The following is a 14578-nucleotide window of genomic DNA, read 5'->3' as shown; positions in this document are numbered from 1 at the left end:
CGCTCCCGGGTGCTGCTATGCTGTTACCCGTTGTTCGCACGACATTCGCCAGCGGACAGTGATCCTCGATAGCTCAATTGGCAGAGCAGCCGGCTGTTAACCGGCAGGTTGTTGGTTCGAGTCCAACTCGGGGAGCAGCAGGGCCCTCACCTTCGGGTGGGGGCCTTTTGCGTGGCGTCGGAGCTCGCAGCGGACGCATGGCCGGAAGCTGTTAGCGTTCACAGGTGATCACCGTGCGCCGAGCCCTCGCCGCGGGCGTCGTCGCGGCCGCGGCGATCGGCCTCGTGGGGTGCACGACCGGCGCGGAGTCCGAGCCGGGCGACTCGCTCGACACCACCGCCACCTCGGGCGTCGCGGTGTCCGGCACGGCACCGATCGTCTTCGCGTTCGTCTGCGACGTGGGGACGTCGGACCGCTCCGAGACGTACACGACCTACTCCGCCGTGTGGGACGACGAGCGCACCGACTGCCGGGCGCAGCGGATCACCGGCACCGAGATGTCGACGCAGCAGCGCTCCGCGGTCGACGCCGCCGAGGGGGACGCCACGCTCGAGGAACTCGCGACCACCTGCGCGGTGCGGGGGACCGGGCCGTGGGCGGCCTCCGTCGACTCGTCGGCCGAGGCGCACGTCGCGGCCGGTCTGCTCGAGTACTGCCCGGGGCACCCGGAGACCGAGCACCTGCGGGACGCGATCGCTGCCTGGCGGGGGTGAGCCGCGCCTCCTGGGCACTCGCCTTGCGTCCCCGCTGACCGGGCCGGGGCCGACGCGGTCCGCCGCCGTCAGCCCTCGGGGTGGTCGCGCCCGGGCAGCCAGGACTTGCCCGGCCCGCCCCAGCTGTTCTTCCTGATGGCCTTCGCGACCTGCTTGCCGTACGGGTGCACGAGCCGGTCCGCGTAGAGGTACCCGTCGAGGTGGTCGTACTCGTGCTGGAAGATGCGGGCGAGCCAGCCGTGGGCCTCGACCTCGAACGGCGTGCCGTGCTCGTCGACGGCACGGAGCAGCGCGCCCTCGGAGCGGCGGAGTGGGAACCGTTCACCCGGCACCGAGAGGCAGCCCTCGGATTCCTCGTCCTCGTCGAGCTCCTCCACAGCCTCGGGAACGGCGGGGGTCGTCCACAGGACGGGGTTCACCGCGACGCCGCGGTGCAGGACCTCGTCATCATCGGTCCATGAGTACACGAACAGCCGCTTGCCGACGCCGACCTGCGGGCCGGCCAGTCCGACCCCGGGTGCGAGGTCCATCGTCTCGAACATGTCGGCGACCAGCGATCGCAGGTCGTCGTCGAAGTCGGTGACCTCGGCTGCACGCTCGTGCAGGACGGGTTCGCCGGTGATGCGGATCGGGAGAACGGCCATTCACCCAGGTTATCCGGCGGGGAACGGTAGCCTCGACGCGTGACGACGGACCTCCAGCTGCCCGACGCGGTGAACCTCACGCCGTTCCAGGCGCTCATGATCCCCGTCGCGCTCATCGGGGCGGTCTTCCTCTCACTGGGGGCGCAGTTCCAGAGCCGCGGGGTGCAGCGGGTGGAAGCGCGGCTCGGTCGGCAGTCGAAGGGCCTCAGCGTCCGGCACGTCGTCGGGCTGGTCTCGAGTGGCTACTGGGTGCTCGGCACGCTCATGCTCGGCATCGCCGTGGTGCTGCAGCTGGTGAGCATCACGTACGCGCCGCTCATCGTCGTGCAGCCGCTCGGCGCCGTGGCCCTCGTGATCACGACCTGGTTCTCGTCGCGGTCCTCCGGGGTCCCGCTCGGCCGTCGGGCACGGCGGGCCGTCTGGACGTGCATCGTCGGCGTCGGCATCTTCGTCGGCATCGCGGCCTTCGTCGGGCACGAGAGCGCGATCACGAGCCGACAGCTCGTCACCGTGCTCGTGATCCTGGCCGTCGTGCTGGTGCTCGTGCTGGTGTCGTTCCGCCTCGTCGCGAAGCACAAGAACGCGCTGTACTACATCGTCGGCGCCGGCGTCCTCTACGGGTTCGTCGCGACGCTGGCCAAGGTCGTGCTCAACCGGTTCGTGAACGGCACGTTCGACTGGCTGACCGTGCTCGCGATCGTCGGGGTGGTCGTCGCCGCCTCGCTGGGCGGGTACTTCGTGCAGAACGCGTACTCGAGCGGGTCGGCCGACCTCGTCATCGCCGGGCTGACGGTCATCGACCCGATCGTCGCCGTCGGCATCGGGGTGATCGTCCTCGGCGAGGCCGCCGGCGCCCCGGTCTTCGCCGTCTTCGGCTTCGTCGTCGCCGCCGCGATCGCGATCACCGGGGTGTTCCTCCTCGCCAAGCACCACCCGCAGACCCGCTCCTGAGCCGTCGTCCCGCGGGGTGACGGAGTCCACCGCGAGGCGGACGCGCTGCCCGAGCGGCGTGCGGTAGCGTCGTCGAACGACCAGCAATCGCCCACGAGAGGACGACGCCAGCCGTGTCAGACGACGCCACCACCGCCACCGCCGGACCGACGGGTGCGACGGGCGGTCGACGACCGCTGCGCGTCCTCATCGCAGCGGACACCTTCGCACCCGACGTCAACGGAGCCGCGACCTTCGCCGAGCAGCTCGCCGTCGGCCTCGCCGAACGCGGGCACGAGGTCCAGATCGTCGCCCCGGCGGCGAGCCGCCACTACGGCACCTTCGACGAGGAGCTCCACGGTGTGACCCTCGTCGTGCACCGCCTGAAGTCCTACAAGTGGCCGCTGCACGCGTGGCTGCGCTTCGTGTGGCCGTGGAGCGTGAAGAAGTGGACCGCCCCGATCCTCGACGCGTTCCAGCCCGACGTCCTGCACATCCAGTCGCACGTCGTCGTCGGCCGGGGCATGGTGCCCGAGGCGCACGCGCGCGGCATCCGGGTGATCGCCACGAACCACTTCATGCCCGAGAACCTCCTCGAGTACACGCCGTTCGGCAAGCGCACGGTGCCGATCGCCGTGAAGATCGCCTGGAACGACGCCGCCAAGACCTACCGGCTCGCCGACGCGATCACGACCCCGACGAACCTCGCCGCCGACTACCTGCGCCGGGCCATCGCCGGGCAGCGGGTCCTGGCGATCTCGTGTGGGATCGACGCCACCCGGTACGTCGCGCGCGAGGGGCGGCCTGCGGGCAACGACATCGTCTTCGTCGGTCGGGTCGCACCCGAGAAGAACCTCGACGTCCTCGTGAAGGCCCTCGCGCTGCTGCCGTCCGAGCTCGGAGCCACGCTGACGATCGTCGGCGACGGCGAGATGATCCCCAAGCTCCGGCAGCAGGCGAAGGAGCTCGGGCTCGAGGACCGCGTCCGGTTCCTCGGCTTCGTCTCGGACGAGGTCAAGCAGCAGGCGCTCACCAACTCGACCGTGTTCGCGATGCCCTCCACCGCCGAGCTGCAGAGCATCGCCTCGCTCGAGGGCATGGCCTCCGGCCTCCCCGTCGTCGCGGCGGACTCGATGGCGCTCCCGCACCTCATCGACGGCAACGGGTACCTGTTCACCCCCGGCGACGAGCACGACCTCGCGGCGAAGCTCACGGCGGTGCTGACCGCGTCGGACGAGGACTACGTCACGATGCGCGACCGCAGCCTGGCGATGATCGAGGCGCACGACATCAACCGCACGCTCTCGACGTTCGAGTCGCTGTATCGTGGGGAACCGGTGGCCTGACGGTCCCCGGCACGGGGCGGTAGCCAAGCTGGTCAAGGCAGTCGGCTCATAACCGAACGATTCGCGGGTTCAAGTCCCGCCCGCCCTACATGTCAAAAGCCGACGCGGGTTCGAGCAACAGCAAGCGACCGCACCCGCCCCGCGTGCACCTCCCGAGGAAGCGCGACACGCAGCAGCAACAGGACGACCACAGCCCGACGCCCAACGTGACGTTCGAGGTGACCCGTGGTGGCACCGGCGTGCGCGTGAACGCCTTCCGGATCGGCTTCATGGGTGCGCTCGGCGTGCTCGTCGCCGTCGTCGCGGGGGCGATCGTCAACGAGCTCTCCACCGTGCTCGTCTACGTCGGCGTCGCGCTGTTCCTGGCGCTCGGCATCGACCCGCTGGTGTCCTTCCTCGAACGGTTCGTGCCGCGCTGGGTGGCGATCACCGTCGTGGTCGTCGGTGTCCTCGCCGCGTTCGCCGGGGTGGTGTTCGCGGTCGTGCCGATCCTCGTGCAGCAGGCGACGAACCTCATCCAGAACTTCCCCGACATCGTGCAGGACATCTCGAGGCAGGAGTGGGTGCAGAACCTCTCCGACCAGCTGTCGGGTTCGTTCGACATCGACCACGCGCTGCAGTCCGTGCAGTCCTTCGTCGAGAACCCCGGCAACCTGCTGAGCCTCGGCGGCGGGATCCTCGCGGTCGGCAGCGGGATCCTGACCGGTCTCACGGGCGCCGTCATCGTCATCATCCTGATGCTGTACTTCCTCGCGTCGATGCGCGGCATGAAGTCGATGACCTACCGCTTCGTGCCGGCGTCCCGTCGCGAGAACTTCATCGACGTCAGCGAGCAGATCACCCAGGCGGTCGGCCGCTACGTCGTCGGGCAGATCTCCCAGGCGCTCATCAACGGCATCCTCAGCCTGGTGTTCCTGCTCATCATCGGTGCTCCGCTGCCCGTGCTGCTGGCCTCGTTCGCGTTCCTCGGGTCGCTCATCCCGCTCGTGGGGACGCTCGCGTCGGCCATCGTCATCTCGCTGCTGTGCCTGTTCGCTTCGCCCGCGACGGCCCTCGCCGCCGCGATCTACTACCTCGTGTACATGCAGGTCGAGGCGTACGTGATCTCGCCGCGGATCATGTCGCGTGCCGTGCAGGTCCCCGGCGCCCTCGTCGTCATCGCAGCGGTCGCTGGCGGGACCATCGGCGGGGTGCTCGGCGCTCTCGTGGCGCTGCCGGTCGCCGCGTCGGTGATCATCATCGTCCAGAAGGTCATCTACCCCCGCCAAGAGCAGTCGTGACCGCCTTCGACGAGCACGTCGCCGACCGTGACCGCTGGGCGACCAGCCCTCGGGGTCCGCTCGCGCTCGTGAACGCCCAGCGTGTCGACCTTGCCCAGCCCGTGTGGCCGGTCCCGGGGCAGTGGGCACCGGCACCCGGCGGCCTCACGGTCACCGCCGACGCGGGTGACGGGGTGGTCGTCGACGGCGACCCGGTGGACGGCACCGTGCTCGTCGCCGGCGACGAGGCGGTCGTCCCGTCGGTCGTCGCCTTCCCGGACGGCCTCGCCGGCACCGTCTCCCGCGGCACGCTCCGCGTGTGGGACCCGGCGTCCGACGCGATCGCCCGCTTCGCACGCATCGCCCGGTTCGACCACTCCGCCGCGTGGGTCACGTCCGGCAGGTACACGCCGGGTGTCCCAGGAGGCGCGGCGAGCGTCGTCGACGCAGCCGGCGATCCGCTCGAGGTCGCCGGACACGTCGAGACCACCCTGGGCGGATCGGCCGTCCGGTTGGTGGCGGTCCGCTCCGCGGCCTTCCGAGGCGCCGCGCGGCTGCAGCTCATCGTGCAGGACGCCACGAGCGCCCTGCCCGAGGACGATCCCGGCAGCACCTACTCGATGGGCCGGTTCCTGTACCTCGACGACCCCGGTGTCGCTGCCGACGTCGAGCTGGACTGGAACCTCCTCGTCCTGCCGCCGTGCGCGTTCTCGTACCAGTTCGCCTGCCCGATCCCGCCCGCCGAGAACCGGATCCCGGTGCCGGTCACCGCGGGGGAGCGGCACCCGCTCGACGCGTCGGGGCACGTCTTCCACTGACTCTGTCGCGGTGCCTGGTGTTCCCAGCGCGCAGCCTGCATAATGGGCGTGTCCGCAAGGACATCACAATCGGATATCGATGGTTCCGAAACGAGAACCTCCAGTTCAGGTCGATGGGGAAGTCGCACCTGACGAATCGGAGGAATCGTGAACGGAACGACCACCGGGGTGCTCTACGTGCACTCCTCACCACGCGCGCTCTGCCCGCACGTCGAATGGGCGGCAGGTCGCGCCATGAGCCGTGCCGTGAACTTCTCGTGGCTCGACCAGCCCGCACAGGACGGCGCCCGTCGGACCGAGTTCACCTGGACCGGTTCCGTCGGCACGGGTGCGGCGATCGCCTCGGCCCTGCGCGGCTGGGAGCACCTCCGGTACGAGGTCACCGAGGAACCCACCTCCGAGTCGGACGGCGGCCGCTGGATGCACACGCCCGACCTCGGGGTGTTCTACGCGCAGACCGACGTCACCGGCAACATGGTCGTCCCCGAGGACCGCGTCCGCTACGCGATGGAGGTGGCGGGGAGCAACGCCCTCGAACTCCACCGCGAGCTCCGACTCGCCCTGGGTCAGGCGTGGGACGACGAACTCGAACCATTCCGCCACGCCGCCGAGGGCAACCCGGTCGTCTGGCTGCACCGCGTCGGCTGAGTCGCGCCCGATCCTCCGTCACGGACGCCGCCCCTCGGGGCGGCGTTCGTGCGTCCGGCCGCGGGTCGCGCCCTCCGACGTGACGTAGCCGCTGCCGGGGCGGCCGGCGCCGCTTCGCGAAAGCGACGGTCTGCCGCCCCGTTGCGGCGGCAGACCGTCGCTTCGGCGGCAGCGACGTGGGGGCGAGCCGCCAGACTGTCGCTTTCGCGGCGGTGGACCGGGCCAGGGACGGACGGAGGCCCGCCCCGACGACGCGGGACGGGCCTCCAGGACCGACGGACGGACCCGACGGGCCCGACGGGCCCGACGGACCGGACTCAGACGCTCCGGAACGCGACCACGGCGTTGTGCCCACCGAACCCGAACGAGTTGCTCACCGCGAGCAGATCGCCCTGCGGGAGCTCGCGCGGCGCCGTGGCGACGTCCATCACGATCTCCGGGTCCTGCTGGGTGAGGTTGATCGTCGGCGGCGCGACGCGGTTGTGCAGCGCGAGGGCCGTGAACGCGGCCTCGATCGCACCGGCACCACCGAGGAGGTGCCCCGTCGACGCCTTCGTGGCGGACACCACGACGTTGTCGAGGTGGTCGCCGAACACGCGGCGCATGGCGTGGTACTCGGCGACGTCGCCCACCGGGGTCGAGGTGGCGTGCGCGTTGACGTGGACGACGTCCTCGCGCGCGGCACCGGCGTGCTCGAGCGCCTGCAGGACGGCACGGGCGGCAGCGCTGCCCTCGGGGTCCGGCGCGGTGATGTGGAACGCGTCCGAGGTGATGCCGGCGCCGGCGACCTCGGCGTAGATCGTCGCGCCGCGGGCCTCGGCGTGCTCCTTGGTCTCGAGGATGAGCGCCGCGGCGCCGTCCGCGAGCACGAAGCCGTCGCGCGTGACGTCGTACGGACGCGATGCGGTCTGGGGGGAGTCGTTGCGGCGGGAGAGCGCCTGCATCGACGCGAACGCCGCGAGGGGCAGCGGGTGCAGGGCGGCCTCGGCGCCGCCGGTGATGACGATGTCGGCCTCGCCGGTGGCGACGTGGCGGTAGGCCTCGGCGAGGGACTCGGTCGAGGACGCGCACGCCGAGAGGTAGGTGCGGGCGCCGCCGCGGGCGCCGAACTCCATCTCGATGGCGGCGGCCGGGCCGTTCGCCATGAGCATCGGGACCGTCATCGGCAGGACGCGACGGGGGCCCTTCTCACGCAGGGTGTCCCACGCGTCGAGCAGGGTGTTGACGCCGCCGATGCCAGTGGCCCAGTCGACGATGAGGCGCTCGGGGACGACGGTCTCGGCGTCGATGCCGGCGTCGGCCCAGGCTTCGCGCGCGGCGACGAGCGACAGCTGCGACGAGGGGTCGAGGCGCTTCGACTCGGGGCGGGTGAGCTGGTCGGTGAGGAACCGGCGCGCCTGGCCGGCGAACTCGACGGGGAGCTCGAGCTCGGCGTAGCGCGGGTCCTCGATGCGGGTGATGCCGGACGTGCCGGCGAGCAGCGCGTCCCACGTGTCCGGGGCGGTCGCGGCGAGGGGCGTGATCGCACCGATCCCGGTGACGACGACGGTCTTGTTGGTCATGGAACGACGTGTTCTTTCGTGAGGACGTCCGACCGCTCGTGGCGGTGCCGGACGGAGCCGGGGCGGACCGACGAACGCCGGACCGGGGCGGCCCGACGAACGCCGGACCTGTGTGGACCGACGAGGGTCGGTCCGGTGGACGAGATGAGCGCCGCGGCCCGCGGTCGGTCCGCCGGGGCCGCGGCGCTCAGGAAGCTCGCGTCAGGCCTGGGCCTTGACGATGTAGTCGACGGCGTCGCCGACGGTCTTGAGGTTCTTGACCTCTTCGTCGGGGATCTTGACGTCGAACTTCTCTTCGGCGTTGACGACGATGGTCATCATCGAGATCGAGTCGATGTCGAGGTCGTCGGTGAACGACTTGTCGGCCGCGACGGTGTCGGTCGCGATGCCGGTCTCGTCGTTGATCAGCTCGGCCAGGCCGGCGAGGACTTCTTCGTTGGACAGGGCCATGGGGATTCTCCTTGAGGGGGTGTCGTTTGACCGTGGACCAGCCTAGGGCACGCAGCGGTCGCGTGCCCGGAGGCTCGTCGGAGGGTGGCCGCGCGGGTGCGTGGCCGGGATGGGCTAGGGGAGGACGACGACCTGGGCGCCGAAGACGAGGCCGGCGCCGAAGCCGATCTGCAGGGCGAGGCCGCCGGAGAGCTCGGGGTTCTCCTCGAGCAGGCGGTGCGTGGCGAGCGGGATGCTCGCGGCCGAGGTGTTGCCGGTGGTGGTGATGTCGCGCGCGATCACGACGGACTCGGGCAGGCCGAGCTGCTTGGCGAACTCGTCGATGATGCGGATGTTCGCCTGGTGCGGCACGAACGCGGCGAGGTCGGACGGCTGGATGCCGGCGGACTCGAGCGCCTCACGGGCGACCTTGACCATCTCCCAGACGGCCCAGCGGAACACGGTCTGACCGGCCTGCCGTATCGTCGGCCGCGCGGCCCCCGCTTCCCACTCGTTGTAGGTCGAGGTCATGCCGATCGCGTCCCACTTCGACCCGTCGGAGCCCCAGATCGTCGGGGCGATCCCGGGGAAGTCGCTCGGGCCGACGATCGCCGCTCCGGCACCGTCGCCGAGCAGGAACGAGATCGAGCGGTCGGTCGGGTCGACGATGTCGCTGAGCTTCTCGGCACCGACGACCAGCACGTGGTCGGCGATGCCGGACTTCACGAACGAGTCCGCCTGGGCGATGCCGTACGCGTACCCGGCGCACGCGGCGCTGATGTCGTAGGCCGCGGCGGGGGCGGCACCGATGCGCTCGGCGAGCAGCGACGCCATCGACGGCGTGGCGACGGTGTGGGTCACGGTGCTCACGAGCACGACGCCGATCTGGTCCGGCGTCAGGCCGGCCTTGGCGATCGCGTCGAGCGCGGCGGCCTCGGCGAGGTCGACCGCCTCGACGTCCTTGCCGGCGCGCATGCGGGTGATGATGCCGGTGCGCTGGCGGATCCACTCGTCGGAGGAGTCGATCGGCCCGACGAGGTCGTCGTTCGGCACGGCGTTCTCACCGCGGGCGGCGCCGAAGGCGAGGATGCGGGTGAACTCGTGGCCGCGACGCTGCTGCAGCAGCGGACGGGAGGCGCGGGTCGGCTCCGTCCCCTCGGTCGCGGGGGTCGGGATGGGGGCGTCGGTCATGAGGTTGCGTCTGCTTCCTGGCCCGCGCTCTGCAGCAGGTCGATCGCTGCGGGCAGGTCGTCGGGGGTCTTGATCGCGACGGTCGGCGTCCCGCGCAGACCGCGCTTCGCCAGGCCGACGAGGGCACCGGCGGGTGCGAGTTCGATGATGCCCGTGACACCGGCGGCCGCGAAGGACTCCATCACGGCGTCCCAGTGCACGGGGCTCTGGATCTGCTGGACCATGAGGTCGACGAAGCGACGACCGTCGTCCACGCGGGAACCGTCGGCGTTCGTCCAGATCGGCAGCGACGGGTCCTGCACGGTCGCGGCGGCGGCGACCGGGGCGACACGCTCGACGGCGGACGCCATGTACCGGGTGTGGAACGCACCGGCCACGGCGAGGGGGATCACGCGGGCCTTCGCGGGCGGGTCGGCGGCGAGGGCGGCGATCGCGTCGGCGGGACCGGCGACGACGGTCTGACCGCCGCCGTTGTGGTTCGCGGGGACGAGGCCGTTCGCCTCGAGCGCGGCGGCGACGGCATCGGCGTCCCCACCGAGGACGGCGGCCATCGACGTGGGCTCGAGCGCGGCGGCGTCCGCCATCGCCCGGCCGCGTTCGGCGACGAGGGCGACGGCGTCGGTCGGCTCGAGGATCCCGGCGACCCCGGCGGCGGTGAACTCGCCGACCGAGTGGCCGGCGACCCCGCCCACGAGGGCACGGCGGCCGTCGGCGAGCAGGGCGTCGGCCGTGATGAGACCGGCGGCGACGATGAGCGGCTGCGCGAGCGCCGTGTCCTTGATGGTCTCGGCGTCGGACTCGGTGCCGTGGGCGGCGAGGTCGACGCCGATGGCCTCGGACCACGCCCCCACGCGGTCACGGACGGTGGCGTCCTCGAGCCAGGGGGCGAGGAAGCCGGGGGTCTGGGAGCCCTGTCCGGGCGCGACGACGACGATCACCGGACAATCCTGCCCGTCGGCCCGCGCCGCACCCGTGTGGGCTTCCCACAGCGATGACCGCTCGACATTGTGCATTTCCTAGCGACGATGCGGCATACGACGTCGTTCACCGGCGGTGCGGGATGCGACGCCGACCGGCGGTCGACTCGGACATGGCGCCGAGGATGAGCGCCGACTGCACGATGAGGGCGTCCCGCGCGTGCGTGGCGTCCCACCCGATGATGTCCGCCACGCGGCGGAGCCGGTAGCGCACCGTGTTCGGGTGCACGAACAGCTCGCGCGCCGTGGCCTCGAGCGACCGGCCGGTGTCGAGGTAGCACCAGAGCGTCTGCAGGAGCTCCGTCGACTGGTCCTTGAGCGGCACGTAGATGCGCTGCACGAGGGCGGACCGGGCGAGCGGGTCGCCGGCGAGGGCCCGCTCCGGGAGCAGGTCGTCGGCCAGGGCCGGACGAGGAGCACCGCGCCAGGCCCGCGCGACCGCGAAGCCGGCGAGGGCACCCTTGGCACTGGTGGACGCGTCGACCACGCCGGGCACCTCGTTGCCGAGGACGAGGTGCCCCTCGCCGAACGAGGGCTCGAGCGCCTGGGCGATGGCGGTGAAGGACACCGGCTCCTCGCCCTCGGGGACGTCGTCGCGCGGCGTGGCACGGCCGATCACCACGACGAGGCGGGAGCCCTGCACGCCGATGAGCACGTCGGCGTCCATGTGCCGGGCGGTGCGACGGATCTGGTCGACCTCGAGCTGCTTCGGCGCGTTGCCGACCAGGACCGCGACCTCGCCGTGGCCGTGCCAGCCAAGGGCCGCGATGCGCGACGGGAGTTCGTCGTCGTACTCACCCGACAGGATGGAGTCGACCACGAGGGCCTCGAGCCGGGCGTCCCACAGCCCACGGGCCTCGGCCGCGCGGGCGTAGACGTCGGCAGCCGCGAAGGCGATGTCCCGCGAGTACTTGAGGATCGCCTCCTGCAGCATCTCGTCGTCCTTGGCGCGTTCCTCGACCACGGTGACGACCACGCGGATGAGCTGGAGCGTCTGTTGCAGGCTCACCGAGCGCAGGAGTTCCCGCGGCGCGGAGCCGAAGACGTCCGCCGCGGCGATCCACGGGGTCGACGCGGTGCCCTCGAGCCAGCTGATGAACGAGGTGATCCCCGCCTGGGCCACGAGCCCCACGGCGGAGCGTCGGCCCGGAGGCATCTCGCTGTACCAGGGGAGGGTGTCCTCGAGCCGCTTGATGGTGGCGGTGGAGAGTTCCCCGGACACCTGACGGAGCCAGGAGAGCGCCCGCTCGCGCGCGCTCTCCTGGCTCTCGGAGTCCGGTCGGACCGACGTCACTCGCTGATCAGCTCTCGCCGCCCGCGCTGCCCGTGGTGCCGGCGGTCACGTCGTGCAGGCGGTACTTGTCGATCGCCTGCTGGACGAGCGCACCGTCGACCTTGCCCTGCTTCGCGAGCTGCTGCAGCGTCCGCACGACGACCGAGGGGCCGTCGATGTGGAAGAAGCGGCGCGCTGCCGGACGGGTGTCCGAGAAGCCGAAGCCGTCGGCGCCGAGGGTGGCGTAGTCGGTCGGGACGAACGGGCGGATCTGCTCCTGCACGGCGTGCATGAAGTCGCTCACCGCGACGACCGGGCCCTCGGTGCCGAGCAGCCGCTCGGTCACGTACGGGGTGCGCGGCGCCTCGTTCGGGTTGAGGAAGGCGTGCTGCTCCGCGTCGAGACCGTCGCGGTACAGCTCACCCCAGCTCGTGACGCTCCAGACGTCCGCCGACACGCCCCAGTCCTCGGCGAGGAGCTGCTGCGCCTCGAGGATCCACGGGACGGCGACACCCGACGCGAGCAGCTGGGCCTTCGGGCCGTCGTGCTCGCTGCGGTTGAGCAGGTACATGCCCTTGACGATGCCGTCGACGTCGATGCCCTCGGGCTCGGCCGGCTGGACGATCGGCTCGTTGTAGACCGTCAGGTAGTACATGACGTTCGGGTCGGCGTGCTTCGCGCTGCCGTCCTCGTTCGTGCCGTACATCCGGTCGAGGCCGGCCTGGACGATGTGCCCGATCTCGTAGCCGTACGCGGGGTCGTAGGACACCACGGCCGGGTTCGTCGTCGCGAGGAGCAGCGAGTGGCCGTCGGCGTGCTGCAGGCCCTCGCCCGTGAGCGTCGTGCGACCGGCGGTGGCGCCGATCATGAAGCCACGGGTCATCTGGTCGCCGGCGGCCCAGATGGCGTCGCCGGTGCGCTGGAACCCGAACATCGAGTAGAAGACGTAGACCGGGATGAGCGGCTCGCCCTGCGTCGAGTACGAGGTGCCGACCGCGGTGAACGCCGCGAGGGCGCCCGCCTCGTTGATGCCGACGTGGATGATCTGTCCCTGCGGGCTCTCCTTGTAGGCGAGGAGGAGCTCGCGGTCGACCGACGTGTAGTGCTGGCCGTTCGGGTTGTAGATCTTCGCCGTCGGGAAGTACGCGTCCATGCCGAACGTGCGTGCCTCGTCGGGGATGATCGGCACCACGCGGTCGCCGAAGTCGGGGGAGCGGAGCAGGTCCTTCAGCAGTCGGGCGAACGCCATGGTGGTGGCGATCTCCTGCTTGCCGGAGCCCTTCTTGACGACCTGGTACTTCGAGTCCTCGGGGAGGGTGATCGACGTGTACTTGGTGCGACGCTCCGGCACGTACCCGCCGAGCTCACGCCGGCGCTCGTGCATGTACTGGATCGCCTCGTCGTCGTTCCCGGGGTGGTAGTACGGCGGCGTGTAGGGGTTCTCCTCGAGCTGCGCGTCCGTGATCGGGATGCGCATCTCGTCGCGGAACTGCTTGAGGTTGTCGAGCGTGAGCTTCTTCATCTGGTGCGTCGCGTTGCGCCCCTCGAAGCTCGGGCCGAGGCCGTAGCCCTTGACCGTCTTCGCGAGGATGACGGTCGGCTGGCCCTTGTGCTCGGTCGCGGCCTTGAACGCGGCGTAGACCTTGCGGTAGTCGTGCCCACCGCGCTTGAGGTTCCAGATCTGGTCGTCCGTGTAGTCCTTGACCAGCTCGAGCGCCTTCGGGTCGCGCCCGAAGAAGTTCTCGCGGACGTACGCGCCGTTCTCGGCCTTGTACGTCTGGTAGTCGCCGTCCGGCGTCTGGTTCATCAGGTTGAGGAGCGCGCCCTCGGTGTCGCGGGCGAGCAGGTCGTCCCACTCGCGGCCCCAGACGACCTTGATGACGTTCCAGCCCGCACCGCGGAAGAACGCCTCGAGCTCCTGGATGATCTTGCCGTTGCCGCGGACCGGACCGTCGAGACGCTGCAGGTTGCAGTTGATCACGAAGTTCAGGTTGTCGAGGCCGTCGTTCGCGGCGACCTGGAGCTGTCCACGCGACTCGACCTCGTCCATCTCGCCGTCGCCGAGGAACGCCCAGACCTGCTGGTCGGAGGCGTCCTTGATGCCGCGGTTGGAGAGGTACTTCGCCTGCTGCGCCTGGTAGATCGCGTTGATCGGGCCGATGCCCATCGACACGGTCGGGAACTGCCAGAAGTGCGGCATCAGGCGCGGGTGCGGGTAGGACGAGAGTCCGCCGCCGGCGTGGGACTTCTCCTGCCGGAAGCCGTCGAGCTGGTCCTCGCCGAGGCGCCCTTCCATGTAGGCGCGGGCGTACATGCCGGGGGACGCGTGCCCCTGGAAGAACACCTGGTCGCCGCCGGACGGGTGGTCCTGCGCGCGGAAGAAGTGGTTGTAGCCGACCTCGTACATGGCGGCGCTCGACGCGTAGGTCGAGATGTGGCCGCCGACCGCGATCCCGGGGCGCTGCGCGCGGTGCACGGTGATCGCGGCGTTCCACCGGATCCACCGGCGGTAGCGGCGCTCGAGCTCCTCGTCGCCCGGGAACTCGGGCTCGTTCTCCGGCGCGATGGTGTTCACGTAGTCCGTGGTCGGGACCATCGGCACACCGAGGTGCAGTTCCTTGGACCGCTTGAGCAGGCTCAGCATGATCTCGCGGCCACGCTGGTGGCCGTGGGTCTGCACCAGCCCATCGAGGGACTCACGCCATTCGGCGGTCTCCTCCGGGTCCTGGTCGCTGCTGCCGTGGCTGTACGGGTCCTGGTCGTTCACCGTCACCCTTGACCTCGTTCG

Annotated in this window: 13 protein-coding genes and 2 tRNA genes; 8 read left to right on the top strand and 7 right to left on the bottom strand. The window is 70.8% G+C overall.

What is annotated here, in order from left to right; translation table 11 throughout:
- Positions 1–62: 62 nt before the first annotated feature.
- Both BM028_RS15135 and BM028_RS15130 read left to right on the top strand, forming a co-directional pair.
- Positions 63–135: transfer RNA gene (locus tag BM028_RS15135), tRNA-Asn, on the top strand.
- 89 nt (positions 136–224) lie between these two features.
- Entirely contained in the window at positions 225–713 is a 489-nt protein-coding gene (locus tag BM028_RS15130) for a hypothetical protein (protein ID WP_070418713.1), read from the top strand.
- 68 nt (positions 714–781) lie between these two features.
- Here the strand turns inward: BM028_RS15130 and def are convergent, their stop codons facing one another.
- Positions 782–1357 (bottom strand): peptide deformylase, encoded by a 576-nt coding sequence (def, locus tag BM028_RS15125; protein WP_071294837.1) that lies wholly within the window; start codon positions 1355–1357, stop codon positions 782–784.
- A 39-nt stretch (positions 1358–1396) separates the two neighbouring features.
- Here def and BM028_RS15120 point away from each other — a divergent pair, with 39 nt between their 5' ends.
- From BM028_RS15120 to BM028_RS15095, 6 genes are all read left to right on the top strand, one after another.
- A complete protein-coding gene (locus BM028_RS15120; RefSeq protein ID WP_175473624.1) occupies positions 1397–2308 on the top strand; it encodes a DMT family transporter in 912 nt (303 codons plus the stop codon).
- A gap of 113 nt (positions 2309–2421) precedes the next feature.
- On the top strand, positions 2422–3633 hold the full coding sequence (locus tag BM028_RS15115; protein WP_071294838.1) for a glycosyltransferase: 1212 nt from the start codon (positions 2422–2424) through the stop codon (positions 3631–3633).
- 13 nt (positions 3634–3646) lie between these two features.
- Positions 3647–3721, top strand: a tRNA-Ile gene (locus BM028_RS15110).
- 55 nt (positions 3722–3776) lie between these two features.
- Complete coding sequence (locus tag BM028_RS15105; RefSeq protein WP_229085312.1) at positions 3777–4913, top strand: AI-2E family transporter; 1137 nt, start codon at positions 3777–3779, stop codon at positions 4911–4913.
- Positions 4910–5710, top strand: coding sequence for a DUF1684 domain-containing protein (locus BM028_RS15100; RefSeq protein WP_092387559.1), 801 nt, complete (start codon positions 4910–4912; stop codon positions 5708–5710). Before BM028_RS15105 ends, BM028_RS15100 begins: the two co-directional genes overlap by 4 nt.
- Positions 5711–5857: 147 nt before the next feature.
- Positions 5858–6358, top strand: coding sequence for a DUF3145 domain-containing protein (locus BM028_RS15095; RefSeq protein WP_071294840.1), 501 nt, complete (start codon positions 5858–5860; stop codon positions 6356–6358).
- A gap of 317 nt (positions 6359–6675) precedes the next feature.
- Here the strand turns inward: BM028_RS15095 and BM028_RS15090 are convergent, their stop codons facing one another.
- The 6 genes from BM028_RS15090 to aceE all read right to left on the bottom strand — a co-directional run bounded on the left by BM028_RS15090 (position 6676) and on the right by aceE (position 14563).
- Positions 6676–7920, bottom strand: coding sequence for a beta-ketoacyl-[acyl-carrier-protein] synthase family protein (locus BM028_RS15090; protein ID WP_070418717.1), 1245 nt, complete (start codon positions 7918–7920; stop codon positions 6676–6678).
- Positions 7921–8121: 201 nt separating this feature from the next.
- The gene (locus BM028_RS15085; RefSeq protein WP_022903951.1) at positions 8122–8370 is read right to left on the bottom strand and encodes an acyl carrier protein; all 249 of its coding nucleotides are present in this window, start codon (positions 8368–8370) and stop codon (positions 8122–8124) included.
- A 114-nt stretch (positions 8371–8484) separates the two neighbouring features.
- Positions 8485–9540 carry a beta-ketoacyl-ACP synthase III gene (locus BM028_RS15080; RefSeq protein ID WP_254789620.1) on the bottom strand — a complete coding sequence of 352 codons (1056 nt, stop codon included), beginning with the start codon at positions 9538–9540 and terminating at the stop codon, positions 8485–8487.
- The gene (locus BM028_RS15075) at positions 9537–10478 is read right to left on the bottom strand and encodes an ACP S-malonyltransferase (protein WP_092387557.1); all 942 of its coding nucleotides are present in this window, start codon (positions 10476–10478) and stop codon (positions 9537–9539) included. Before BM028_RS15075 ends, BM028_RS15080 begins: the two co-directional genes overlap by 4 nt.
- A gap of 106 nt (positions 10479–10584) precedes the next feature.
- On the bottom strand, positions 10585–11811 hold the full coding sequence (locus BM028_RS15070) for a PucR family transcriptional regulator (RefSeq protein ID WP_070418720.1): 1227 nt from the start codon (positions 11809–11811) through the stop codon (positions 10585–10587).
- 7 nt (positions 11812–11818) lie between these two features.
- Complete coding sequence (gene aceE / locus BM028_RS15065; protein ID WP_070418721.1) at positions 11819–14563, bottom strand: pyruvate dehydrogenase (acetyl-transferring), homodimeric type; 2745 nt, start codon at positions 14561–14563, stop codon at positions 11819–11821.
- Positions 14564–14578: the final 15 nt, after the last annotated feature.

Source organism: Curtobacterium sp. YR515, from assembly GCF_900113095.1.
In the GTDB taxonomy this organism is placed as follows: domain Bacteria; phylum Actinomycetota; class Actinomycetes; order Actinomycetales; family Microbacteriaceae; genus Curtobacterium.
This window is presented reverse-complemented; position numbering and strand designations above follow the sequence as displayed.